At 66.9% G+C, this 20,406-nt stretch carries 24 protein-coding genes; 16 read left to right on the top strand and 8 right to left on the bottom strand.

Translation table 11 applies throughout. From position 1 onward, the window contains the following. Positions 1-10 precede the first annotated feature (10 nt). Positions 11-1,687, bottom strand: a complete 1,677-nt coding sequence (locus ACFVUS_RS22455; RefSeq protein WP_387769312.1) for an NTF2-like N-terminal transpeptidase domain-containing protein — start codon at positions 1,685-1,687, stop codon at positions 11-13. A gap of 339 nt (positions 1,688-2,026) precedes the next feature. On the opposite strand from ACFVUS_RS22455, the gene ACFVUS_RS22450 reads away from it, so the two are divergent. Both ACFVUS_RS22450 and aroQ read left to right on the top strand, forming a co-directional pair. After that, positions 2,027-2,623 carry a hypothetical protein gene (locus tag ACFVUS_RS22450; RefSeq protein ID WP_387769309.1) on the top strand — a complete coding sequence of 199 codons (597 nt, stop codon included), beginning with the start codon at positions 2,027-2,029 and terminating at the stop codon, positions 2,621-2,623. Between the two features lie 36 nt (positions 2,624-2,659). Further along, positions 2,660-3,100, top strand: a complete 441-nt coding sequence (aroQ, locus tag ACFVUS_RS22445) for a type II 3-dehydroquinate dehydratase (RefSeq protein ID WP_387769306.1) — start codon at positions 2,660-2,662, stop codon at positions 3,098-3,100. Positions 3,101-3,105: 5 nt separating this feature from the next. On the opposite strand, the gene ACFVUS_RS22440 is transcribed toward aroQ, so the two are convergent. Then, positions 3,106-3,978, bottom strand: coding sequence for an NAD(P)-dependent oxidoreductase (locus ACFVUS_RS22440; protein WP_387769304.1), 873 nt, complete (start codon positions 3,976-3,978; stop codon positions 3,106-3,108). Positions 3,979-4,115: 137 nt separating this feature from the next. Here ACFVUS_RS22440 and ACFVUS_RS22435 point away from each other — a divergent pair, with 137 nt between their 5' ends. Further along, the gene (locus tag ACFVUS_RS22435) at positions 4,116-4,472 is read left to right on the top strand and encodes a winged helix-turn-helix transcriptional regulator (RefSeq protein WP_387769301.1); all 357 of its coding nucleotides are present in this window, start codon (positions 4,116-4,118) and stop codon (positions 4,470-4,472) included. Between the two features lie 129 nt (positions 4,473-4,601). Here the strand turns inward: ACFVUS_RS22435 and ACFVUS_RS22430 are convergent, their stop codons facing one another. Further along, positions 4,602-5,714: a glycerate kinase gene (locus ACFVUS_RS22430; protein WP_387769298.1), complete on the bottom strand. Its 1,113-nt coding sequence runs from the start codon at positions 5,712-5,714 to the stop codon at positions 4,602-4,604. A 134-nt stretch (positions 5,715-5,848) separates the two neighbouring features. Between ACFVUS_RS22430 and ACFVUS_RS22425 the strand changes: the two genes are divergently transcribed. Continuing rightward, complete coding sequence (locus tag ACFVUS_RS22425; protein WP_387769295.1) at positions 5,849-6,181, top strand: GNAT family N-acetyltransferase; 333 nt, start codon at positions 5,849-5,851, stop codon at positions 6,179-6,181. 21 nt (positions 6,182-6,202) lie between these two features. Here ACFVUS_RS22425 and ACFVUS_RS22420 read toward each other — a convergent pair whose 3' ends face one another. Beyond that, positions 6,203-6,964 (bottom strand): lysophospholipid acyltransferase family protein, encoded by a 762-nt coding sequence (locus tag ACFVUS_RS22420; RefSeq protein ID WP_387769292.1) that lies wholly within the window; start codon positions 6,962-6,964, stop codon positions 6,203-6,205. 135 nt (positions 6,965-7,099) lie between these two features. Here ACFVUS_RS22420 and ACFVUS_RS22415 point away from each other — a divergent pair, with 135 nt between their 5' ends. Genes ACFVUS_RS22415 through ACFVUS_RS22405 form a run of 3 tightly spaced genes read left to right on the top strand, consistent with a single transcriptional unit; the run spans position 7,100 to position 8,982 of the window. Beyond that, entirely contained in the window at positions 7,100-7,714 is a 615-nt protein-coding gene (locus ACFVUS_RS22415; RefSeq protein ID WP_387769289.1) for a YqgE/AlgH family protein, read from the top strand. A 48-nt stretch (positions 7,715-7,762) separates the two neighbouring features. After that, positions 7,763-8,269 carry a sigma-70 family RNA polymerase sigma factor gene (locus tag ACFVUS_RS22410; protein ID WP_364636462.1) on the top strand — a complete coding sequence of 169 codons (507 nt, stop codon included), beginning with the start codon at positions 7,763-7,765 and terminating at the stop codon, positions 8,267-8,269. Next, the gene (locus ACFVUS_RS22405; RefSeq protein ID WP_387769286.1) at positions 8,266-8,982 is read left to right on the top strand and encodes a zf-HC2 domain-containing protein; all 717 of its coding nucleotides are present in this window, start codon (positions 8,266-8,268) and stop codon (positions 8,980-8,982) included. Before ACFVUS_RS22410 ends, ACFVUS_RS22405 begins: the two co-directional genes overlap by 4 nt. A 69-nt stretch (positions 8,983-9,051) precedes the next feature. On the opposite strand, the gene ACFVUS_RS22400 is transcribed toward ACFVUS_RS22405, so the two are convergent. From ACFVUS_RS22400 to ACFVUS_RS22390, 3 genes are all read right to left on the bottom strand, one after another. Then, positions 9,052-9,828 carry an ABC transporter permease gene (locus tag ACFVUS_RS22400; RefSeq protein WP_387769283.1) on the bottom strand — a complete coding sequence of 259 codons (777 nt, stop codon included), beginning with the start codon at positions 9,826-9,828 and terminating at the stop codon, positions 9,052-9,054. Beyond that, positions 9,825-10,781 carry an ATP-binding cassette domain-containing protein gene (locus ACFVUS_RS22395; protein WP_387769280.1) on the bottom strand — a complete coding sequence of 319 codons (957 nt, stop codon included), beginning with the start codon at positions 10,779-10,781 and terminating at the stop codon, positions 9,825-9,827. Before ACFVUS_RS22395 ends, ACFVUS_RS22400 begins: the two co-directional genes overlap by 4 nt. A gap of 121 nt (positions 10,782-10,902) precedes the next feature. After that, positions 10,903-11,418: an EXLDI protein gene (locus ACFVUS_RS22390; RefSeq protein WP_387769277.1), complete on the bottom strand. Its 516-nt coding sequence runs from the start codon at positions 11,416-11,418 to the stop codon at positions 10,903-10,905. 150 nt (positions 11,419-11,568) lie between these two features. Here ACFVUS_RS22390 and ACFVUS_RS22385 point away from each other — a divergent pair, with 150 nt between their 5' ends. Genes ACFVUS_RS22385 through ACFVUS_RS22370 form a run of 4 tightly spaced genes read left to right on the top strand, consistent with a single transcriptional unit; the run spans position 11,569 to position 16,101 of the window. Beyond that, entirely contained in the window at positions 11,569-13,287 is a 1,719-nt protein-coding gene (locus ACFVUS_RS22385; protein WP_387769274.1) for a thiamine pyrophosphate-binding protein, read from the top strand. Positions 13,288-13,289: 2 nt separating this feature from the next. Then, on the top strand, positions 13,290-13,949 hold the full coding sequence (locus ACFVUS_RS22380; protein ID WP_387769271.1) for an SRPBCC family protein: 660 nt from the start codon (positions 13,290-13,292) through the stop codon (positions 13,947-13,949). A gap of 11 nt (positions 13,950-13,960) precedes the next feature. Next, positions 13,961-15,004, top strand: coding sequence for a 3-oxoacyl-[acyl-carrier-protein] synthase III C-terminal domain-containing protein (locus ACFVUS_RS22375; protein WP_364636476.1), 1,044 nt, complete (start codon positions 13,961-13,963; stop codon positions 15,002-15,004). Further along, positions 15,001-16,101: an aminotransferase class I/II-fold pyridoxal phosphate-dependent enzyme gene (locus ACFVUS_RS22370; RefSeq protein ID WP_387769267.1), complete on the top strand. Its 1,101-nt coding sequence runs from the start codon at positions 15,001-15,003 to the stop codon at positions 16,099-16,101. The genes ACFVUS_RS22375 and ACFVUS_RS22370 overlap by 4 nt, the downstream gene beginning before the upstream one ends. Here the strand turns inward: ACFVUS_RS22370 and ACFVUS_RS22365 are convergent. Beyond that, positions 16,055-17,023, bottom strand: coding sequence for a bile acid:sodium symporter family protein (locus ACFVUS_RS22365; protein ID WP_387769264.1), 969 nt, complete (start codon positions 17,021-17,023; stop codon positions 16,055-16,057). The genes ACFVUS_RS22370 and ACFVUS_RS22365 overlap by 47 nt on opposite strands. A gap of 106 nt (positions 17,024-17,129) precedes the next feature. Between ACFVUS_RS22365 and ACFVUS_RS22360 the strand changes: the two genes are divergently transcribed. The 5 genes from ACFVUS_RS22360 to ACFVUS_RS22340 all read left to right on the top strand — a co-directional run bounded on the left by ACFVUS_RS22360 (position 17,130) and on the right by ACFVUS_RS22340 (position 20,402). Continuing rightward, positions 17,130-18,086, top strand: a complete 957-nt coding sequence (locus tag ACFVUS_RS22360; RefSeq protein WP_387769261.1) for a TIGR04222 domain-containing membrane protein — start codon at positions 17,130-17,132, stop codon at positions 18,084-18,086. A 173-nt stretch (positions 18,087-18,259) separates the two neighbouring features. Then, on the top strand, positions 18,260-19,105 hold the full coding sequence (locus ACFVUS_RS22355) for a DUF692 domain-containing protein (protein ID WP_387770119.1): 846 nt from the start codon (positions 18,260-18,262) through the stop codon (positions 19,103-19,105). Beyond that, the gene (locus ACFVUS_RS22350) at positions 19,102-19,470 is read left to right on the top strand and encodes a hypothetical protein (RefSeq protein WP_387769259.1); all 369 of its coding nucleotides are present in this window, start codon (positions 19,102-19,104) and stop codon (positions 19,468-19,470) included. The genes ACFVUS_RS22355 and ACFVUS_RS22350 overlap by 4 nt, the downstream gene beginning before the upstream one ends. 161 nt (positions 19,471-19,631) lie before the next feature. Further along, positions 19,632-19,928, top strand: a complete 297-nt coding sequence (locus tag ACFVUS_RS22345) for a hypothetical protein (protein ID WP_387769256.1) — start codon at positions 19,632-19,634, stop codon at positions 19,926-19,928. Positions 19,929-19,979: 51 nt separating this feature from the next. After that, on the top strand, positions 19,980-20,402 hold the full coding sequence (locus tag ACFVUS_RS22340; protein ID WP_387769253.1) for a hypothetical protein: 423 nt from the start codon (positions 19,980-19,982) through the stop codon (positions 20,400-20,402). Positions 20,403-20,406: the final 4 nt, after the last annotated feature.

Below are 20,406 nucleotides of genomic sequence, written 5' to 3'. Positions count from 1 at the left end.
CGACTCCGGACTAATCCGGAGTCGCGAGCGACTGGAGCAGGCGCGCCGCCATGCGGGCGGTCGCGTCCGGGGCATCGATATCGTCGATGTGGATGGCGAAGGCGAGATCGCCCATGGTGGCGATGAGCCAGCCGTTATTGCCCGCGGTGGCCGCGTACGCCTGCACGCCCTGATACCTGTTGAGGCTGACCAGTTCCGGTGCGCCCGCGCCGTCGTGCAGCATGGTGCGCAGCCGGTCGGTGACATTGCCGGGCAGGGCGGGCAGATCGGCCTCGGTGGTGGCGGGCACGCCGATGGTGATCATCGGTTTGGGCACCTGGCCGTTGGCGATGGCGGCGGCCGCGATGGCCATACCCCAGGGGCTGGCCAGCAGGGAGTCGGCGGCATTGCCGCGGCCGACCTGTTCGGCGGCGTTCTTGCCGGTGGGCAGGCGGCCGGTGGTCTCGTCCAGGCCGGGCACCTTGAAGTCCAGTCCGACGCCGAGCTGGCTCGCCGCCTCGGCCGCGTCACCGACCGAAATGTCCTGTGGCGCTTTCTGTTTGGTGAGCGCGGCCATATTCTTGAAGAGTTCGATCATGCCGCCGACCGGGTACAGCCCGGTGAAGGCGACCGATCCGTGCTCGCTGGCCTGGCTGTTCTGCGCGGCCGCGACGATCGCGCCGCTGGACGGCTGAATGGCCACGATCGAGGACGGCGTGCCGTAGCTGACCACGGCGTCCTCGGCGGCGCGCTGCAGGCGCTGATCCATGGTGCCGGGGATATCCGGTCCGGGCGGGCCCTGTTCTCCGGCGAGCTGGGTGACGAAGCTGCCGTCCGGTTCGAAGAGCTGTACGCCCCATCCGGCGCGGGCATCGTTGTTGTCCTGCCACACCTTCCGCATGGAGTCCAGCAGCGGCGACCAGACGCGACGGTCCGCGGAGATGAGCCGGGGCTGCTTCTCCATGACGACGCCGGGGATCGCGCCCATCCGGTCCTCGAGGATATTGAAATCTCCGTCGCGCAGGTTGACCGCGACGACCGGTTTGCCCTGTGAGGCCGACAGTTGTTGCAGCAGCACCGGTCCGGTGATGAGCGGCGCGACCGGTTCGATGGCGGCCGCCAGCGCATTGCTGGAGCCGACCGGATCGCCGGTCTTGCTGGGATCGAGTTTGATGACGTTGATGGTCTGCTCGGTCATGAGCGGAGCGCCGACGATGTCATTGACGTGCGGGGCCGGGGTGGCGTAGGTGCGCACGAGTTTCACGGTGCGCTTGCTGTCCAGCTGCGGAATGACCAGGGCGGGATCCCATGAGATGCGCCAGCCCACACTGAGTTTGCGGACGGTGCCCTGCAGATCGTATTTCCAGTCCCGCTTCTCGCCGAAGTTCCAGGCGGCGGTCATGCTGAACAGTCCGGTATTGCCGTCGAGGCCGATGAACTGGGTCACCTGGTAGTCGGCTTTACCCGGTTTGAGCCCGCTGAAAACTTGCTTCAGCGTTGCCGAAGCACCGTTCGGGTAGGACGTCAGCCGCGCCGCGCCCTCATAGTCCTGTTTGTCGAGCAGGCTGGAGAATCGCTCGACTATCGCTTCCGCACCGGTCGACCGTTCCCGGAAAGCACACGACCCCATCGCAATCGCGATAGCCAGCACCACCGCGAGCACGATCGCGCCACGAATCCGGAAGCGGCGGGATCCCCACACATCCATATCGCCCACTCTTCACTCTTGCCACATCAGCAACAGGACCACGGTACCGCGTTCACACCACCCGCGGTGCCACCTTTCCACCAGGCGTACACGTATTGAGCACCACCATAGTGCCGATTTCGGTCAGCAGAGACCACTTACATGATCACCGGTCGGTTACGGCCCCTGGCGTATTCGCGCCTCTACCAGACCGTCCAGTCCTATCCGATGACGCGGTTGCGCAATCGCGCAGCACCGCGTGTCGAACCCCGTTCTCCGAGAGCGGAATCCAATCGGCCGGAATGAACGTAACGTTGTAATCAGAATTACAACTACAGACAGCAAGTGAGAGTGACAGCCATGAAGTACGGACATCGCGGACGTGAATTCGGCCGCCCCGGCGGCTGGCAGCAAGCCGACCTGCCCGACGCCGCAGACGCTTCCGACTGGTTCGCCGGAAGGTTGCCAGCGGAGTGGTTCACCGGCCCCGCAACCCTCGATATCGATCGCGACGAAATCGTCGTGGTCGGCGAACTCCCCCTCCCCGCTACCGAACCCGCCGACGCCGACACACCGGCCGACGCGCCCGCCGAAGTACCGCAGGCCACCCGCGAGGGCCTGGTCTCCCGCTTCCGGGAATCCACCCGCGCCGCCCGCATGCAGATCGCGCAGGAGGCGCAGGCCCGCTACGGCCGCAGCGTCGCCTGGGGCGTCCGCGTCGGCGACGAGCGAATCCTGTTCACCCACCTGGCGGTTCCGGTCATGACCCGGCTCCGCCAGCCCGAGCGCAAAGTCCTGGACACCCTCATCGACGCCGGTGTCGCCCGCTCCCGCTCCGACGCCCTGGCCTGGACCGTCAAGCTCGCGGGCAAGCACGCCGAGGAGTGGCTCGAGGAACTCCGCGGCGCCATGCGCAAGGTCGACGACCTGCGCTCGGAGGGCCCGCGCGGGCTCTGAGCCTGCCTATCGCAGCGAGGCAATAGGATCGGACCCATGGCTGACACCCTGGGTCCGATCCTCGTTTTGAATGGGCCGAACCTGAATATGCTCGGCCTCCGGCAGCCGGAGGTGTACGGCACCGACACGCTCGACGACATCGTCGCGCTGTGCAACAAGACCGCCGAGCGATTCGGGCGCGAGGTCAACACCTTCCAGTCGAACTCCGAGGGCGCGCTGATCGACCGGATTCACGCGGCCCGGCGTGTCGAGTCCGGGATCGTCATCAATCCCGGCGGCCTCACCCATACCTCGGTCGCCCTGCGCGATGCCCTGGTGATTCCCGAGGTGCCGATCGTCGAGGTGCACATCAGCAATGTGCATGCGCGCGAGGAGTTCCGGCACCACTCGTTCGTCTCCCCCATCGCCACCGCGGTCATCGCAGGCATGGGCATCCAGGGCTACGCCGCCGCGATCGAATTCCTCGCGACCCGCTGAACCGTTCAGGCCCGGCCACGCAGCACCCGGTAGACCGGCACGGCCTCGCCGCTCTCGTCCGAGGCCGTGATCGCCTTGCGCCACAGCGACTGCGCGGTACGGGAGAGGGTGGCGTCGACGCCCGCCTCCTCGCTGGCGTCGATGATGTGCTGCGCGCCCGCGTCCATCATGGCCAGTTGGGAGCGGTCGCCCCAGCCGCCCGCCTTGGCGGCCGCCGCGAAATCGGTCATGAAGAACGGGAACGCCTCGTTCGAGCGCAGGGCGAACGGGACGAAGCGGTCGATATCGTTGCCGGAGTTGGCGATCAGAGCCAGGGCCTGGTCGTAGGCCAGCATCCACGGATGGAAGATGGTCAGCAGCGCCTGGTAGAAGACCTGTGCCAGACCGTCATCGGCGCCCAGGTACTCCTGCGGGCTGAGCGGGCGTAGCAGGTCGGCGTGCGCGTCGAAGACCTCCCGCGGACCGCTGTAGAAGACGTACGAGGCCGGATGCTCGATATTGTCGCCCGCCGACATGAAGCCGCCGGAGATGAATTCCGCACCGTGCGAACGCACCCAGGCCGCGCCCTTGCGCGCCGCGTCGGGGGAATCGGAGGACAGGTTGGCGATCACCTTGCCCGCGAGGTGATCGGTGGCCTGGCCGAGCACGTCGTACATGGCGGCGTAGTGGGTCAGGCTCAGCACCGACACCGCGTTGGCGTCCAGTGCCTCGGCGACGGTGGCGGCGGGCTTCGCGCCCAACTCGACCATGGCGTCGACCTTGGCGCGGCTGCGGTTCCACACGGTCACCTCGACCCCGGCCTTCAGCAGCGCCCGGACCATGGCCTGCCCCATCGGCCCAAGGCCCAGAACGGAAACGGAACGTAGCTGCTCAGACATGGTGTGTCCCTTCGAATTCGCGCCGAACGGTTATCGGCGACGGATTCGAATATGGCCTCGATCGACGACCCCGGGAAGACCGCACGTTCGAGTGGGGTTGCTTACCTCGAGGTTCGAAATACGGTCAGGAGGACGCGGTGCTGGATTCGGGTGACACGGATCACCAGGTGTGCGGAATGTCCATTGCCATCGATGTGGTCGGCGGGAAATGGAAGATGCACCTCATGTGGGCGCTGGGTGAGGGCCCGCAGCGCTTCGGCGAGATCCGCCGACTGCTCTCCGGGGTGAGCGAGAAGGTACTCGCGGAAAACCTGCGCCACCTGGAAGCCAGCGGCGTGGTGCACCGCGAGATCTACCCGGAAATCCCACCCCGCGTGGAGTATTCGCTCACCCCCATCGGCCAGGAACTGAATCGCGCCCTGAGCACCCTGGAGAAGTGGGGCAACGACCACCGCGACCAACTCGTCGGCCGCGCCCCGGCCTTGGCGATCTGACCACCCCTGCCCTGGCGATCTGACCACCCCCCCGTCATCCCGGCATGCTTTTGGCCGGGATCCACACCACCTGCGCCCCGGCGGCTCAAGTGGATTCCGGCCAAAAGCGCGCCGGAATGACGGGGGGATTCACCGCGCGATCTGCTCCCCTATCCGCTGCAACAACTCTGCGGCGTCGGCCATGCAGCGGGCCGGGTCCGGTTCGAGGTCGGTGAGGGCGTAGGCGGCGGTGAATCCGGCGGCGTGGAGCTGGTCGGGGGTGAGTTGGACGCGTCCGGCGACGGCCACGATCGGGACTCCGGCGCGGTGGGCGGCGGTGGCAACGCCCATGGGGGCCTTGCCATTCAGGCTCTGGGTGTCGAGGGAGCCTTCGCCGGTGACCACCAGATCGGCTCCGGCGAGCTGGGCCGGGAAATCCACCAGGTCGAGCACCACGTCTATGCCCGAGCGCGGGACCGCGCCGAGTACGGCCATGGCCCCGAATCCGGTGCCGCCCGCCGCACCAGCGCCCGGTTTATCCGCCCATTCCGGGCCGAGCAGAATCGCCCAATTCGACAGGGCCGCTTCGAGAGTCGCGACCTGCTCCGGTGTCGCGCCCTTCTGCGGGGCGTAGACGGCGGCCGCGCCGTCCGGACCGAGCAGCGGGTTGTCCACATCGCTGGCGAGGGTGATGCGGGTATCCGCCAGCGCAGGATGCAGGCCACTGCGATCCACCCGGTCATCCAGTCCGAGAAGTGTTCCATTGCAGGGCAATTCGGTGCCGAACCCATCGCGAATCCGCAAGCCGAGCGCTTCCAGCATGCCCGCGCCGCCATCGGTGGAGGCACTGCCGCCGAGCCCGAGCACGATCTCGCGCACGCCGTGATCCAGCGCGTGCGCCATGACGACGCCGAGGCCGTAGGTGTTCGCGCCCAGCGGATCCGGTTGTCCGCCGGGCAGTTTCACCAATCCCACCACGGCCGCGAGTTCGATCACCGCGATGCCGCCGCGCCGGGCGTAGGCGGTGGCCACCGGTGCGCCCGTGGGTCCGGGAGCCGTGAGCGCGATCCGTTCCCAGCCCGCCGCGAGGAAGGCGTCGACGGTCCCGTCGCCGCCGTCGGCGACGGGCAGCTGCTTCACTTCGGTGCCGGGCGCGGCGCTTTCGATGCCCGCGGCGAGCGCGGCGGCCACCTGGGCGGCGGTCAGCGAACCCTTGAATTTATCCGGGGCGAGGATCACCCGGCGCGGTCCGGCGTGTGTCATTTCCACAGTGTGATCATTGTTCGCCGGTACGGCATCCGCACGCCCGCGCGGCGGTCCGGCGGGTACGCGACACGCCCGAAGCCGTGTAATACAGATACGGACAAATAGCCTGGCAAACGCGTTAGCGTCGAACTATGCCGAGTGAGTCGAACGCGTCTGTCGAGGTCCGCAAGAATGCCGAACTTGATCGCTTCGAGCTGTATGTGGACGGCATGCTCGCGGGTGTCGCGGCGTATCAGGACACCGCGAACGAGCGCGCCTTCGTGCACACCGAAATCTATCCGCAGCACGAGGGCCAGGGGTACGGCCGCAAACTGGTGCAGGGCGCACTCGATCAAACTCGCGATGCCGGATTCGGGATTCTGCCGCTGTGTCCGATGGTGCACCATTTCGTGGAATCCCGGCCGGAGTACCTGGCGCTGGTCCCGCACTGGTCGCGGGAACGGTTGAATCTGCCGCAGCAGTAACCGGATCCGGGGGGTGTGGGCTCAGTACGCCTTTACCGCGCCGTCCAATGCGGTCTGCAATTCGTCGCGGACGATGCGGGTGATCTCGGCGGGTTTGGTCGGGAGTTCGGGTACCGGGACACCGAAATAGAAGCTGGCCGATTTGGCCTCTTCCTTCGTGGGCTCCACCCTGGGGTCGACACGCGGTCCGTAGCTCAGGCCCAGGCTCACCAGCACCGGATCCGCGCCGAGCTTCTTGGCCCGGAAGGCGATGTGCCCGATACCGGTTCCGACCGCCTGCACCTGCGCCGGATCGACGTCATTACAGGTGCCCTCGGGGAACACCGCCACCCCGTCGCCGCGCGCCATGCGCTCGGCGCAGATGTCGATCATGCGCTGCCCGGCCGCGTTCACCGCGCGCAATCCATGGTCCTTACCTCGGAAAACGGGTATTCCGCCCATCATGTCGATGCGGGCGCGCAGCTTCGGTTCCAGAAACAATTCGTCCTTGGCCAGCACCCGGGTCCGCCCGATCACCGGCCGCAGCGCGCTGTACCAGGCGGCCGCGGCGACCGTGTACGGATCCAGCTGCGAGAGGTGGTTGACCGCGATGAGCAGCGGCCTTTTCTGGGAAATCAACTCGCGCAGCCGCTCCCGCGCACCCGGCGCGTACGAGATGCGCGGCCGATAACGCCGCCCGAGCAGCCAGTACGCCGCCCGCGACTTCAGCAGATTCTGCTGATGATCACGATAGAAGTCGTACACCGCGTCGCTGTTCTCGAGGACAACCTCGGGCCGTTCCATGCCGCCACCCTAGCTCGCCTGGATCGCGGTCCGCAGGGCGAGTTTTCACCCGCGGCGACCAGGTGGCGACGGCGTAATTGCGCACGTCCCAAATTTGGCCACGCAATTGTGGTGCGGCGGTGCGATGATGGCTGGGTGGCACGCGCAGAGGAACACGGTGACCGTTCTCGACGCGAATTCCGGCATGAGGATCAGGTGGTTCGCCCTGGCACTCTGCTGGTGTCGGCGACGGACCTGATCGAGGCATCCTTCCGGCGCAGCATTGTGTACATCATCGAACACAACGACGCGGGCACGCTGGGTGTGGTGCTGAATCGGCCCAGTGATACCGCCGTTCACGACGTGCTACCGAATTGGGCGGATCTCGCCGCATCCCCGCGGGCGCTGTTTCTCGGCGGCCCGGTGAAACGCGATGCCGCGCTGTGCCTGGCGACCGTGAAGGTCGGTGTCACCTTCACCAAGGTGCCGGGTCTGCGCCGGGTGGACGGCCGGGTGGCCCTGGTCGATCTGGATTCGGATCCCGATGCGATCGCCCCCATGGTGGAGGGCATTCGAATTTTCGCCGGATACGCCGGCTGGACCTTCGGACAACTCGAAGGCGAATTGGATCGCGGTGACTGGATAGTGCTCTCGGCGCTGCCGAGCGACCCGCTGGCGGGTCGCGTCGATCTCTGGGCGCAGGTGCTGCGCCGTCAGCCGCTGCCGCTCTCGCTGCTGGCGACGCACCCTATCGAATTGGAACGAAACTGATCTGAACCGTGGACACGGTCTGTGTCGTGAAGGGTGCGGAGGTGACCGATGCCCGACGACCAGGCGGCGTTGCTCAAAGTGCTCTACGAGGAGCACGCGGCAGCACTGTGGCGATACACGTTCGGCCTGGTGGGCGATCCCGGCCGGGCCGAGGACATTGTGCAGGAGACGCTGCTGCGGGCATGGCAGCGGCCGAATGTGCTGGATCAGTCCACCACGTCGGCGCGGGCCTGGCTCTTCACGGTGGCCCGTAATCTGGCGGTGGACGAGCATCGCAGCGCCCGCTCCCGGCGGGAGTTCCGTACGGATCATCCGCCGGAGCAGCCGACGCCGGATCAGTCGGACCGCGCGCTGGACGGCTGGCTGGTCGCCGACGCGCTGGCCCGGTTGAGCATCGATCACCGCGATGTCATCGTCCGCGCCTATTACCGGGGCCTGTCCACCGCGCAGATCGCGGGGGAATTGGATATTCCGGAGGGCACGGTGAAGTCCCGGATGCACTACGGCATGCGGGCACTGCGTTTGGTGCTACAGGAGATGGGGGTGACGAGATGACGGAGGGCCACGACCTCTGTGACGGCTACACCACGTGGGACGGCGCGTACGTGCTCGGCGCTCTCGCCCGGGACGAGCGCCGCGAGTACGAGGAGCATCAGGCCGGGTGCGAACACTGCCGCACGGCGGTGGCCAAGCTGGCCGGACTGCCGGGTCTGCTCGCGCTGGTCGATACCGATACCGCGCTTTCCATTGCGGGACAGCAGGATCCGGCCACCGCGGTACCGCCGCCCCCGGATCGGCTGCTGCCCACGATCGCCGGTCAGGCGGCGAAAAGGCAACGGCGGCGCAGGTTTCTGGCACTCGGTGGTGCGGTGGCGGCGGCCGCGGCGGCGGCCGTGATCGCGGTGCCGGTGACGGCGGCGGTCGTCGGTGATCGCCCGGCGATCGAACAGGTGGTCGCGCAGGGCGCGCTACAGGCCCAGGTGGACACCCCGATCGTGGCGACCTACAAGCTGCTGTCGGTGAATGGCGCTACGCGCGTGGACATGTGGTGCAACTACCCTGCGGCCGGGGAGTACGACACCTACGCCTGGCAGCTGTCGATGTGGGTGGTGCGCGCGGACGGGACGCAGTCCAAACTCTCGGAGTGGACGGCCAAGCCCGGTCAGGTGTTCACGCCCGACGGCACCACCTCTGCCCTGCCCGGTGAGGTGAAGACGGTGCAGATCCGCAATGCGTCGGGCAAGGTGCTGCTGGCGGCGGGCGTCTGAACGCACGAGGACGGCACACCCGGAATGGGTGCGCCGTCTTCGCTTCGCGCAGTGCCTGTTTCGACTGTTTCAGCTGGTTTTGCGCCGGAAGGCCGAGGTCGACCAGAAGTAGCCGACGCCGCCGAGCAGTACGCACCAGCCGACCGCGAGAATGCCGTTGTGCCCGATCTCGGTACCCATCAACAGCCCGCGCAGGGTTTCGGTGATGGGGGTGAAGGGCTGGTATTCGGCGAACTGCTTCACCCCGGCGGGCATGGTGTCGGTGGGCACCAGACCGCTGCCGAGGAAGGGCAGCATGATGATCGGGGTCGGCATATTGCTGGCGCTCTCCGGATTCTGCGCGATCACGCCGAAACCCGCACCGACCCAGCTCAATGCGAAGATGGTGAGCCCGAGCAGGCCGAACGCGGCCAGCCATTCCAGCACGCCCGCGTCATGGGAGCGGAAGCCCAGCGCCAGCGCCACCACGGTCAGCACGCCGATACCCGCCAGGCCCTGCAACAGACTGCCCAGCACGGTCCCGGTCAGCATCGACGAGTGCGAGATATGCATGGTGCGAAAGCGATTCACGATGCCCTTGGTCATATCCGAGCAGACCGAGACCGCGATGCCCGCGACCATGTACGCGGGAATGATGAGCATCATGCCGGGCGTCAGATACTCGATGTACTTCTGACCGCCGGTCGCGCCCTTCAGCGCGCCGCCGAAAATGTAATTGAACATGAGCAGCATGACGATCGGCATGATCAGCAGGCTGACCGTCATGGCGGGATAACGCTTGGCGTGCACCAGATTCCGGCGCAGCATGGTCTTGGAATCGGCGATGGTCATGGCCATGGTGGTCATCGGGCGTTTTTCTTATCGGTCGAGTGGCCGCCGGTGAGGGCGAGAAAGACGTCATCCAGATCGGGCGTGTGCACGGACAGGCCCGCGGGTTCGATGCGCGCGGCATCGAGGCGGTCGATCACCTCGCGCACCGAGCGCACCCCGCCGTCACTCGGCACAGCGAGGGTGAGATCACCGTTGACCTGCGCGGCATTACCCAAAACGGCTGCGGCGGCGGTCAATTCGTCACGATCGTGGAAATCGAGCCGGACGTAGCCGCCGGGCACGCGGCGCTTGAGCTGATCGGGTGTGCCCTCGGCGACCAGTCGCCCCTGATGCAGTACCGCGATGCGGTCCGCGAGCTGATCGGCCTCCTCCAGATACTGGGTGGTCAGGAAGATGGTGACGCCGCCCGCGACCAGTTCGCGAATGATGTCCCACATGGCGCGGCGGCTGCGCGGATCCAGGCCGGTGGTGGGCTCGTCCAGGAAGATGATGCGCGGATTACCGACCAGCGTCATGGCCAGGTCCAGGCGGCGGGTCATACCGCCGGAGTAGCTGGACGCGACCTTGTCCGCGGCGTCCACCAGATCGAACTTCTCCAGCAGATCCGCTGCGATGCGCCGGCTTTCGGCGCGCGGCAGATGATGCAGGTCACCCATGAGGTGCAGGTTCTCCCGGCCGGTGAGCAGTTCGTCGACGGCGGAGAACTGTCCGGTGACCCCGATCGCCGAGCGAACATCGTCCGGCTGGGTCGCGAGATCGTAACCGCCGACGCCGATTTCGCCGCCGTCGGCCTTGATCAGGGTGGACAGGATCTGCACGGTGGTGGTCTTGCCCGCGCCGTTCGGGCCGAGCAGGGAGAAGACGCTGCCCTGCGGAACGCTGAAGTCGATGCGGTCCAGGACTATCTGGTCGCCGAAGGATTTGCACAGGCCGGTGACCGCTATCGCCGGGGGGCGGTGGTCGTTCATGGGTGTCCCTCTCATCAATTGATATGCATGAATGCATGCGTCGGGTGAGCCGTGTCCGCCGAGGCGTGCGGACAAAGCGGGTTATTCAGTTGTGTCGCAGTACTTTCGGGCTAGCCGATGATCAGATGTCGAGCTCTTCGATATTCGAGTGGTCGGAGGCGTCGACCACGCGGGCGTAGAGGCGGTCGGGAATCTTGCCCTTCAGTTCCTCGAGGGTTTCGACGACCTCGAAATCGAAGTCGCCCCAATCCTGTTCGCCGACACCGAGGAAGCGCCGCCACTGCTTCCAGTCCTTGAGGATGTTGGTGTCGGCGGGGAATTCACTCCAGTTGGAGAAGTGGCTGTGCACCGCGTACGCGCCTTTGCGTGTGCGGTACACCCGGATGTCTTCGATGCGCTCGTTGCCCACCTGGTGCCATTCGGTCAGCAGGACGCCGGAGAAGCGGATCTGCCGGACCCCGTCCTTGCCGACCTTGAGGACCACCTCGTCGTAGCCCTGTTGGCGGCCTTCCTCGATTTCGATGAAACGCCGCAGCGCCGTCACGATCGCCCCCGACAGATTTCCCCCCACCAGCTCTTGCGCGCGCTGAAACAGCTTGAGGTCCTCATCGGATACGTAGATCGTCTTGTTCGGCATGAGCCAACTATACGTAGACGTATACATACATGGCAAGGGATGTTTCGAACCCCCTGAACGGGCACACCGATTGAACCGGCAACGGCTCGGTCTCGTATCTCGGGTAACAGACTCGGGACTCCGGTGTCAGGCACCGAAAGGAGCCGCCTCATGCGCAACGGAACACGGGTGGTGGACTACCTGGTCAGAGCGGTCTCCGAGGTCGGCGTGCGGCATATCTTCGGGGTGGACGGCGCGAATATCGAGGATCTCTACGATGCGGCTTTCGAGCATCGGGAACTGGTGACGGCGGTCGTGGCCAAACACGAGTTCGCGGCGGCGACCATGGCCGACGGGTACGCGCGCTCCACGTCCGGGTTCGGGGTGGTGTGCGCGACCTCCGGGGGCGGTGCCGTGAATCTGGTGGCCGGGCTCGCCGAATCGTTCGCCTCCCGGGTTCCGGTACTGGCCCTGATCGGGCAGCCACCGACCGTTCTGGAGGGCAAGGGCGCCTTTCAGGACACGAGCGGGCGGGCCGGGGCGTTCGACGCGGTCCGGCTGTTCACGCCGATCTCGCACTACTGTGCGCGCGTCGAAGCGGCCGCCGACCTGCCCGCTCACCTGACCCGCGCGCTCGACGCCCTGCACCAGGGCGGACCGGCGGTATTGCTGCTGCCCAAGGATATTCAGCAGGCCGAGCTCACGGCCGCGGATTTCACGCCGCCCGCGCGCGGTTATCGCCGCGATGCCGAGAGCCTGCACCGGGTGTTACAAACCATCGCGGCGGCCCGCAAGCTCGGCAAGGTGGTGATCATCGCCGGTGATCAGATCGCGCGCGATGCCGCCCGCCCGGAACTGGCCCGGCTGGCGACGCTGCTGGACGCGGCGGTGGGCGTGGCCCCGGACGCGAAGGACGTCTATCACCACGGCGATCCCGGATTCTGCGGGATCGCGGGGAGCATGGGGCATCCCGAACTCATCGACGCGCTGCATCGCGCCACGCTGTGCCTGCTCATCGGCACCCGCATGCCGGTCACCGCGCGGGCGGGGCTGGAGGGGCCGCTGGCGGAGGTGCCGGTCGCGAGTATCGGGGCCGAGGTGCCGTTCCTCTCCGCGATTCACGCCCGCAGCACCGATCTGGCGCTGACGTTGGAAGAGCTGCTCGGCGAATTATCCACACCCGCACCGATTTCCATCCTGCGGCCGTTCGCCGCACCGGCTGTGGACAACGCTCCACAGGTTGTGGAAACCGGGATGCTCACACCACTCGAGGTGCCGCCGTCCGACGGCCCCGGTCTGCGCTATCGCGAGGTCGTGGAAACCATCAACGCCGCACTGCCCGAGGGTGCGGACGTATTCGCCGATGCCGGGAACACCGGTGCCGCCGTGGTGCATCACCTGCGGTTACCGCGCGACGGCCGCTTCACGGTCGCCCTGGGGATGGGCGGTATGGGGTACGCGTTCGGCGCGGGCATCGGATCGGCGTTCGCCCGGCACGAGCGTGCGGACGGGAGCACCAGGCGCACCTTCGTCATCGCCGGTGACGGGGCATTCTTCATGCACGGCATGGAGATTCACACCGCCGTCGAACATCGGCTGCCGATCACCTTCATCGTCTTCAACAACAACGCACATGCCATGTGCATAAGTCGCGAACAGCTGTATTACGGGGATCGCTACAGCTTCAACAGATTTCGGCCGGCGTATCCGGGCGCCGGTCTGTCCGCCATGTTCCCGGATCTGTGCACACACGCACCCAACAGCCGGGCCGAGCTCGCCGAATCCCTTCGGCATTGCGTCGGCAGTTCCGGACCGTCGTTCATCGCCGTCGACTGCGATCCCGACGAAATCCCGCCCTTCACGCCGTTTTTGACGGCACCGAGGAGGTAATCGTGACCACCAGCGCCCTGCCCGCACTCAGCGATATCCCCGAGGGGGTGGTGCCCGGACTGCTGCGGATCGAGAATTCCGATCGCGAGGCCACCACACCCGTCATCCTGGAGATGCTCCGGTCGGTGTATCCACACGACCAGATCTTCGGCGACTACTGCCCGGTCCAGGGCTATATCGACGCCCCGCCCCGGGACCTCTACGAATACCTGGCCGATACCAGGTCCCTGGAGGAGTGGACGTACAGCCTGCGCGGTTTCACCGAAACCGCGGAACCCGGGCTGTGGGAATCGTATGACCGGCTCGGCCCCAACACCAAGATCTACACCCGCACGGTCGCCAATCCCGATGCCATGACGGTGGATTACCACTGCGCCTGGGATCAGGGCAAACACCTGTGGATGATTTATCTGATGCGGGTGGTGGACGCGCAACTGGTGTTCGACAAGCCCGGTTCGGTGGTGCTGTGGACAAACTGCCACCACCCCTATTACGACCGGAATCCCTACCCCGACGCCGCACCCGAGGGTCGCAAGGTCTGGGTCGGCGACTTCTGGGAGATGTTCTCCGCCGGGCATCAGCTGGAACTGGACAATCTCAAGGCGATTGCCGAGTACCGCGCCTCGCACGGATTGCCCATCACCCCCGACTGGATGAAATAGGCAGGCGCGTCATGGATTTCACGGACCCCCGTCTCACGACCCCGCCCCCGGTCAGCCTGGTCGACGTGGCCAGTTATCTGCCGGGCGAACCGGTCGGGACCGAATACTTCACCCAGTTCTCCCGCTCGGAACGAATGGCCAAGAACGTCATGTTCCGCGCCCCGAAGGGACGGCATCACAAGGGCCGCGACGAAACGGTCGTCGACATGGTGGAGCGGGCCGTCGCACCGCTCATCGAACGCCATGGGGTGCAAGAACTCTCGAATATCGACATCCTGCTCACGCACACCCAGCTGCCGGACAATCCGGTGCTCGGCGCGGGCGGTGAGGTGGCACGGCGACTGAACATGAACCCGCGCTACGTATTCGACGTGCACAACGGCGGGTGCGCGGCGTTCGTGCACATGATGTGGCTGGCCCGCACCATCATGCAGACCACCGACGCGCGTACCGCGCTCATCGTCGCCACCCAGAATTGCGCGGGACCGGTGTTCACCCAGCCCGAAATCCGCAAGCTCGCACAGGCTCCCGTGCCCGGCGACGGCTGCGGGGTCGGCCTGCTGGTGAAGAACGCCAGCGCGCCGATACTCGATATCGAATGCCGCACCTATCCCGAATTCGCCGGGGATATGGAATTCACCACCGGCTCGGACCGCAAATACTGGGAGCCCGGCGAGGGCGAGGGCTGCGTGAGCTTCACCGAATCCAAGGTGGCCAAGGTGTTCGCGCGCGGCAACCGGCTGGTCCCGGAGGTGGCGCACGAGGTGTGCAAGCGGATCGGGGTGAAGAGTCAGGACATCGACACCCTGGTCACCAATCAGCCGAACCGGCTGTTCCTGCGCAATTGGCATGACGCGCTGGAACTGCCCGCCGAACGCCACCCGGACACCTTCGACCAGTGCGGAAACCTGTTCGCCGCGGGCATTCCCGTCACCCTCGACACCGAGAACGAGGCGGGACGACTGCGCAACGGGTCGGTGGTACTGCTGTCGGCCTTCGCGCACGCGGGCGATTTCGCGGGCGCGGCAGCGGTGCGCTGGGGCGCGGCGCGATGAGTGCGCCGCTGGAGCAGTACCGCTTCGAAACCGTTCGCTTCGATCTGAGCTTGAGCGAAAACCCTTTCACGCCACTGCCTTCGGTGCTGCGGGCGGTGGACGACAGTCTGGTGCAGGCGAATCGGTATCCGGAGTTCCTGCCGCACCGGTTGCCCTCGATCATCGCCGAACATATCGGGGTGGATCCCGAACAGGTGGTGGTGGGGTCCGGCGCGACCGGGGTGGCCATGCAGATCATGCAGACGCTTCCCGCACCAGGTAGTCGATTCGTCTGTGCGACACCGACTTTCGACGGGTATCCGATCATGAGCGGTATGGTCGGGCTGCGCGCGCAACCGGTTCCGCTGGACGGTCACGGTCGGCAGGACCTGTGGGCGATGGTGCGCATGATCGACGCGGACACCGGGCTGGTGGCGGTCTGCCGGCCGCACAATCCGACCGGGACGGTCGTCTCGGCCAGTGAGCTCAAGGCGTTCCTGTGCGCGGTTCCGGCCACCGTGCCGGTCATCCTCGATGAGGCGTACATCGAATTCCTCGGCGCGGCAGACGCTCTCGACGCGGTGGAGTTGGTGCGACGGCATCCGAACGTGCTGGTGCTGCGCACCTTCTCCAAGGCGTACGGGCTGGCCGGGCTGCGCATCGGCTATGCCTTCGGGTCAGCGGCGCTGGTGCGGCGGGTGCGGAGGCTGCAATTGCCGTTCGGAGTGCAGGGGGCGGCGGTGGCGGCGGTGCGCGCCTCCTACGCGGCCGAGGCGGAACTCGGTGAGCGCATCCTGCGCATCACCACCGAACGGGAGCTCTTACGTACCGCCTTGCGGCGCAACGGTATTCGGGTGCCACGCAGCAGCGCGAACTTCCTCTACCTGCCCGGGCGCGAGGTGGCCCCGGCACTGGCGCGCGCCGGAATCGTGGCCAAACGCTATCCGGACGGCAGCGCCCGCATCGCCGTCGGCGATCCGGCCGCCGGGCACGCGGTGTTGCGCGCGCTGGCCGCCCGCCCGTCCACCGGTGCGCGCCCGCTGCGCCGGGACGACAGCCGGGTGCTCTCGCTCACGGTGCGGTCCGAGCCCAGCGTTGCGCGAGCGCCGCACAGGTGATCAGCTGCACCTGATGGAAGATCATCAGCGGCAGCACGATCAGGCCGATGGGGTGACCGGCGAACAGTACGGTCGCCATCGGCAGGCCGGTGGCCAGTGACTTCTTGGAACCGCAGAACACCACCGTGATCCGGTCGCCGCGATCGAAATGCGAAGCCTTGCCCAGCATCGAGGTCGCGGCGAGCACGATCGCCAGCAATACGCACAGCACCACGACCAGCAGCAGAATCCGCCACGGCGACATGGCATGCCAGATGCCCTCCACCATGCCCGCGCTGAACGCGCTGTAGACCACCAGCAGGATGGAACCGCGGTCCACCAGTTTGGTCGGCTCGGCGTAGCGGGCCAGGAAACCCTTCACCTTCGGGCGGATCAACTGGCCGACGCCGAACGGAACCAGCAACTGCAACACGATGTCCAGCACCGCGGACGGATCGACCCTGGCCTGCCCGGTGGTGTTCATCAACAGGATCACCAGTGCGGGCGTGAGGAATACGCCCAGCAGATTGGACAGTGTGGCGCTCACGATCGCGCCCGCCACATTGCCCTTGGCGATCGAGGTGAACGCGATCGAGGACTGCACGGTGGACGGGACCAGGCACAGGAACAGCAGACCGGTGTACAGGTCCTCGGTCAGGATGTGCGGCACCAGCACGCGCGCGGCCACGCCCAGGATCGGGAAGAGTACGAAGGTGCTGGCCAGCACCGTGATGTGCAGCCGCCAGTGCTTGAGGCCGGTGAGCGCCTCGTGCGCGGACAGGCGTGCGCCGTACAGCAGGAACAGCAATGCGATGGCAATCTTCGTCAGCCAGCTCACCACCGTGGCAGCATCGCCGCGAGCCGGGAAGATGCTGGCCAGCCCAACCACCGCGAGTATCGACAGAATGAACCCGTCGATGTAGAACTTGCTGAGAAATCGCACGAAACCAGGCTAATCACCCGATATCCGAGTTATTAACACCGCACCCGGACGACGGCGATACTTGTGATGATCGACTGACCAGACTTCTCGAGGGTGGGGAATCGCCATGGTCCCTTGGACCACACTGGCCGCGGCCGCGCGCCCGGCCGCCGATACGTGGGGAATCTCCGGCCCGACCTTCCTGGCCGCGTACGCGCTGCTGGCAGGTGCGGCCGTGCTGTACGGATTCACCCAGCGCACCAGGATCATTCGCGCCGATCACTCACGCGCGCACCTGGCCAACGCGTTGACACCGACCGAGACCGCCATGCTCTTCGACGACCGGCGACCGGTGCTCGCCGGGCTCGCCCAATTGCGCGGCTACCACCTCATCGACTCCAGCGGGCAGCCCACCCGCTCCCCCACCGATACCGAAACCCGGGCACTGGACCCGGTTTCGCGCACCATGCACCAGTATCTGCTCGGCGCGGATCAGCGGCAGCGGCATGTCATGCACCTGGCGGGCGCGACCCGCGCACCGATCACCTCGTTGCGCGCGGTCCTGACCGATCGGGGTTATCTGATCGGCGGTGAGCAGCGCAAATCCCTGCTGCTGGCGGCACTTCCGCTGTGGGCGCTGCTGGTGCTGGGCATCGTGCGGGTCATCGCGGGCATCGCCAACAACCATCCCATCGGATACCTCGCGCTGTTCATCATCGCGGTGGCGATCTGCGGGTTCCTGGTGCAGCGCGCCCCGCGCCTGACCCGCGCCGGACGCGCCGCCAAACAGGAATCGATGCGGCGCAACGGACATCTGCGCCCCGCGAACGCACCCGCCTACTCCGCCTACGGACCCGACAGCGCCGCCCTGGCCGCCGCGCTGTTCGGCGCGGGCGTGCTCTGGAGCCTGGACCCCGGCCTGGCGGGCGCCACCGGAGCGCTCGCCTCCGGCGGCATCAGCGGCTCCGGTGGCAGCTGCTCCAGCTCCAGCGGCGACAGCGGCGGCGGTGGTGGTGACAGCGGCAGCAGCTGTGGAGGCAGCAGTTGCGGAGGCGGTGGCTGCGGCGGCGGGTGCGGCGGATGACGCACCCGGCGACGGGACGCGACCCGGGCGAGCGCGCACCCGGCGGTGTAGGCGCTGACCACCACGCGCACAACGGCTTCCGGACGGCGGCGATCGAGCCGACCGCATCGACAGCCGCCGGACCGCTGCCGGTGCGGACGATCGGCATCGGGTGGCGGCGCGAAATCTGTGGAATGATCGCGGCACTCGAAGGCATCGGTTTCTGCGAGGTCATCGCGGAATCACTGGTGAGCGCGGGGGCGGACCGGCCCCGATGGCGTCGGATCAGCGCCGGCGTTCGTGGAACTCGGGGAGCGGTTGTCGTACCCGAGGAACTCGCCGCACTGATCGCGCAGGGTATACCCGCAGTGCCGCACGGGATTTCGCTGTCGCTCGGCGGGGCGGAGGCTGTGGATGAACGGCGGGTCGCGCATCTCGCGGAGTGTGCGCGGGCGCTGGGTTCGCCACTGGTGAGCGAGCACATCGCGTTCGTGCGCGCGGACGGGGTGGAGGCCGGGCATCTGCTACCGGTGCCGCGCACCCGCGAAGCTCTGAACGCATTGGCGCGCAATATCTCCCGGACGCAGGCGGAACTGGAAGTACCGCTCGCCGTGGAGAATATCGCCGCGCTGTTCGAGTGGCCGGACGCCGAATTCACCGAAGCGGAGTTCCTCCAGGAGCTGGTGGAGCGCACCGGCGTATACCTGCTCATCGACATCGCGAACCTGTACGCCAACGCGCGCAACACCTCTCGCGATCCCCTGACCGAACTACTGCGCCTGCCGACCGAGCGCCTGGCCTACTGCCACATCGCGGGCGGCCACGAGGTCGGCGGCCGCTACCACGACACCCACGTACACCCGGTCCCCACCGAGGTCCTGGCGCTCGTCGCCGAATTCACCCCGAACCGCCAGGTCCCCCTCATGCTCGAACGCGACGGAAACTACCCGCCCGCACCCGAACTCATCGCCGAACTGAACGCCATCGCCACCGCCTCCGCCCGCCCCGCCATCACTTCGCGCCCCACCCTGTCGGCATGAACGAATCCGGCATGGGTCCAACCGATTCCGGTACCTCCGGCGTCGAGTCCGCATCCCTCGCCGAGCAGCAGGCGGCGCTGGTGCGGGCGCTGGTCGCGGGAGCGGCCGCTCCGCCGGGGTTCGACGCGGGCGATATCGCAGCGGCGGCGCATGCGCTGCTGCACAAGCGTGCCGAGGAAGTGGCGCACCGCTTTCCGGTGCTGGCGCACAATTGCGGGCCGGAGTTCACCGCGCGGTTCATGGCGTGGGCACGCACGCGGCCCAAGGTCAGCACCGCCGCCGACGCCGCGGCTTTCGCGACCGACGTCGGGCTGGCGCCCCCGCGCCGGGATTGGCGGGATCGACTGCGGCGCGGTTCTCGCTGACATCGACCGCGCCGGGTGCGATGGCTTGCCCGGCTCGATATCACGCGTTCGCCGGGGTGACGGGTCGGCTGGTCGCACCGTCCCGGCGCGGACAGATGCACGGGTGCTAATGTCCGTACCTGTTTGCTGGATTGTCCTGCCCATCTCGGAAAGGAAGTTCCATGTCACAGGTTCATGCTGCGCACAGCGGACATGACCATGTTCACGGTCCCAGTTGCGGGCACGTTGCCATTCCGCACGGGGATCACGTCGACTACGCGCACGACGGGCATTTGCACCGGGCGCATGACGATCACTTCGATGAGTGCGAGCCCGCGGGGCACATCACCCATGACAGCCACGATCATGAGCACGGGCCGAACTGCGGGCATGTGGCGGTGCCGCACGGGGATCATGTGGATTACATCCATGACGGCCATCGGCATGCGGCGCACGCGGGGCATTACGACGATCACTGAGTCGCACGGGCGGTCGCGCGGTCGCGGCCGCCGGTGCGCGATCATTCGATGATGGCGTTCTTCGCACGAGATCCCGAGCGCGGCTTCCGGGTGAATGCGGCCCCGGCGACCGGCACCCGCAGTCGGGTGCTCTTTCGATTCACCTGTGCCGGTAGGGATTTCGTATTTCGGCAGACGATCATCGCGCCGGGTGGGCAGAGCGGCTGGCATTTTCACGACGGCACGCTGTTCGTGCTGGTGACCGGCGGGCCGCTGGATCATCCGGCAACCGATTGCGTACCGGTCGCCAAACCACCGTGGCGAATCTTCCGGGAGCCGAGCGGAGCGGGCCACACACACCTGGCCCGCAATCCCGGACCGAAGCCGGTGCGGCTCACCGTGCTCTATGTGAATCCGGCGGGCAGTCCGCTCTCGCGGAGCATCCCGGCTCCGGAGTGCGCGCGCATCCCCGAACCGGGTGATACCGCTCACTGAGGCA

The sequence above is a fragment of the Nocardia sp. NPDC058058 genome, from assembly GCF_042885355.1.
GTDB lineage: Bacteria > Actinomycetota > Actinomycetes > Mycobacteriales > Mycobacteriaceae > Nocardia.
This window is presented reverse-complemented; position numbering and strand designations above follow the sequence as displayed.

Excerpts from the sequence above, each read along its gene's own strand:
- ACFVUS_RS22345 (WP_387769256.1), top strand. The coding sequence starts at position 19,632 with ATGTCACAGGTTCATGCTGCGCACAGCGGACATGACCATGTTCACGGT.
- ACFVUS_RS22390 (WP_387769277.1), bottom strand. The coding sequence starts at position 11,418 with ATGCCGAACAAGACGATCTACGTATCCGATGAGGACCTCAAGCTGTTT.
- ACFVUS_RS22405 (WP_387769286.1), top strand. The coding sequence starts at position 8,266 with ATGACGGAGGGCCACGACCTCTGTGACGGCTACACCACGTGGGACGGC.
- ACFVUS_RS22430 (WP_387769298.1), bottom strand. The coding sequence starts at position 5,714 with ATGACACACGCCGGACCGCGCCGGGTGATCCTCGCCCCGGATAAATTC.
- ACFVUS_RS22350 (WP_387769259.1), top strand. The coding sequence starts at position 19,102 with ATGAACGAATCCGGCATGGGTCCAACCGATTCCGGTACCTCCGGCGTC.
- ACFVUS_RS22420 (WP_387769292.1), bottom strand. The coding sequence starts at position 6,964 with ATGGAACGGCCCGAGGTTGTCCTCGAGAACAGCGACGCGGTGTACGAC.
- ACFVUS_RS22425 (WP_387769295.1), top strand. The coding sequence starts at position 5,849 with ATGCCGAGTGAGTCGAACGCGTCTGTCGAGGTCCGCAAGAATGCCGAA.
- ACFVUS_RS22410 (WP_364636462.1), top strand. The coding sequence starts at position 7,763 with ATGCCCGACGACCAGGCGGCGTTGCTCAAAGTGCTCTACGAGGAGCAC.
- ACFVUS_RS22455 (WP_387769312.1), bottom strand. The coding sequence starts at position 1,687 with ATGGATGTGTGGGGATCCCGCCGCTTCCGGATTCGTGGCGCGATCGTG.
- aroQ (WP_387769306.1), top strand. The coding sequence starts at position 2,660 with ATGGCTGACACCCTGGGTCCGATCCTCGTTTTGAATGGGCCGAACCTG.
- ACFVUS_RS22370 (WP_387769267.1), top strand. The coding sequence starts at position 15,001 with ATGAGTGCGCCGCTGGAGCAGTACCGCTTCGAAACCGTTCGCTTCGAT.
- ACFVUS_RS22450 (WP_387769309.1), top strand. The coding sequence starts at position 2,027 with ATGAAGTACGGACATCGCGGACGTGAATTCGGCCGCCCCGGCGGCTGG.
- ACFVUS_RS22440 (WP_387769304.1), bottom strand. The coding sequence starts at position 3,978 with ATGTCTGAGCAGCTACGTTCCGTTTCCGTTCTGGGCCTTGGGCCGATG.
- ACFVUS_RS22355 (WP_387770119.1), top strand. The coding sequence starts at position 18,260 with ATGATCGCGGCACTCGAAGGCATCGGTTTCTGCGAGGTCATCGCGGAA.
- ACFVUS_RS22340 (WP_387769253.1), top strand. The coding sequence starts at position 19,980 with ATGGCGTTCTTCGCACGAGATCCCGAGCGCGGCTTCCGGGTGAATGCG.
- ACFVUS_RS22385 (WP_387769274.1), top strand. The coding sequence starts at position 11,569 with ATGCGCAACGGAACACGGGTGGTGGACTACCTGGTCAGAGCGGTCTCC.
- ACFVUS_RS22395 (WP_387769280.1), bottom strand. The coding sequence starts at position 10,781 with ATGAACGACCACCGCCCCCCGGCGATAGCGGTCACCGGCCTGTGCAAA.
- ACFVUS_RS22375 (WP_364636476.1), top strand. The coding sequence starts at position 13,961 with ATGGATTTCACGGACCCCCGTCTCACGACCCCGCCCCCGGTCAGCCTG.
- ACFVUS_RS22360 (WP_387769261.1), top strand. The coding sequence starts at position 17,130 with ATGGTCCCTTGGACCACACTGGCCGCGGCCGCGCGCCCGGCCGCCGAT.
- ACFVUS_RS22400 (WP_387769283.1), bottom strand. The coding sequence starts at position 9,828 with ATGACCACCATGGCCATGACCATCGCCGATTCCAAGACCATGCTGCGC.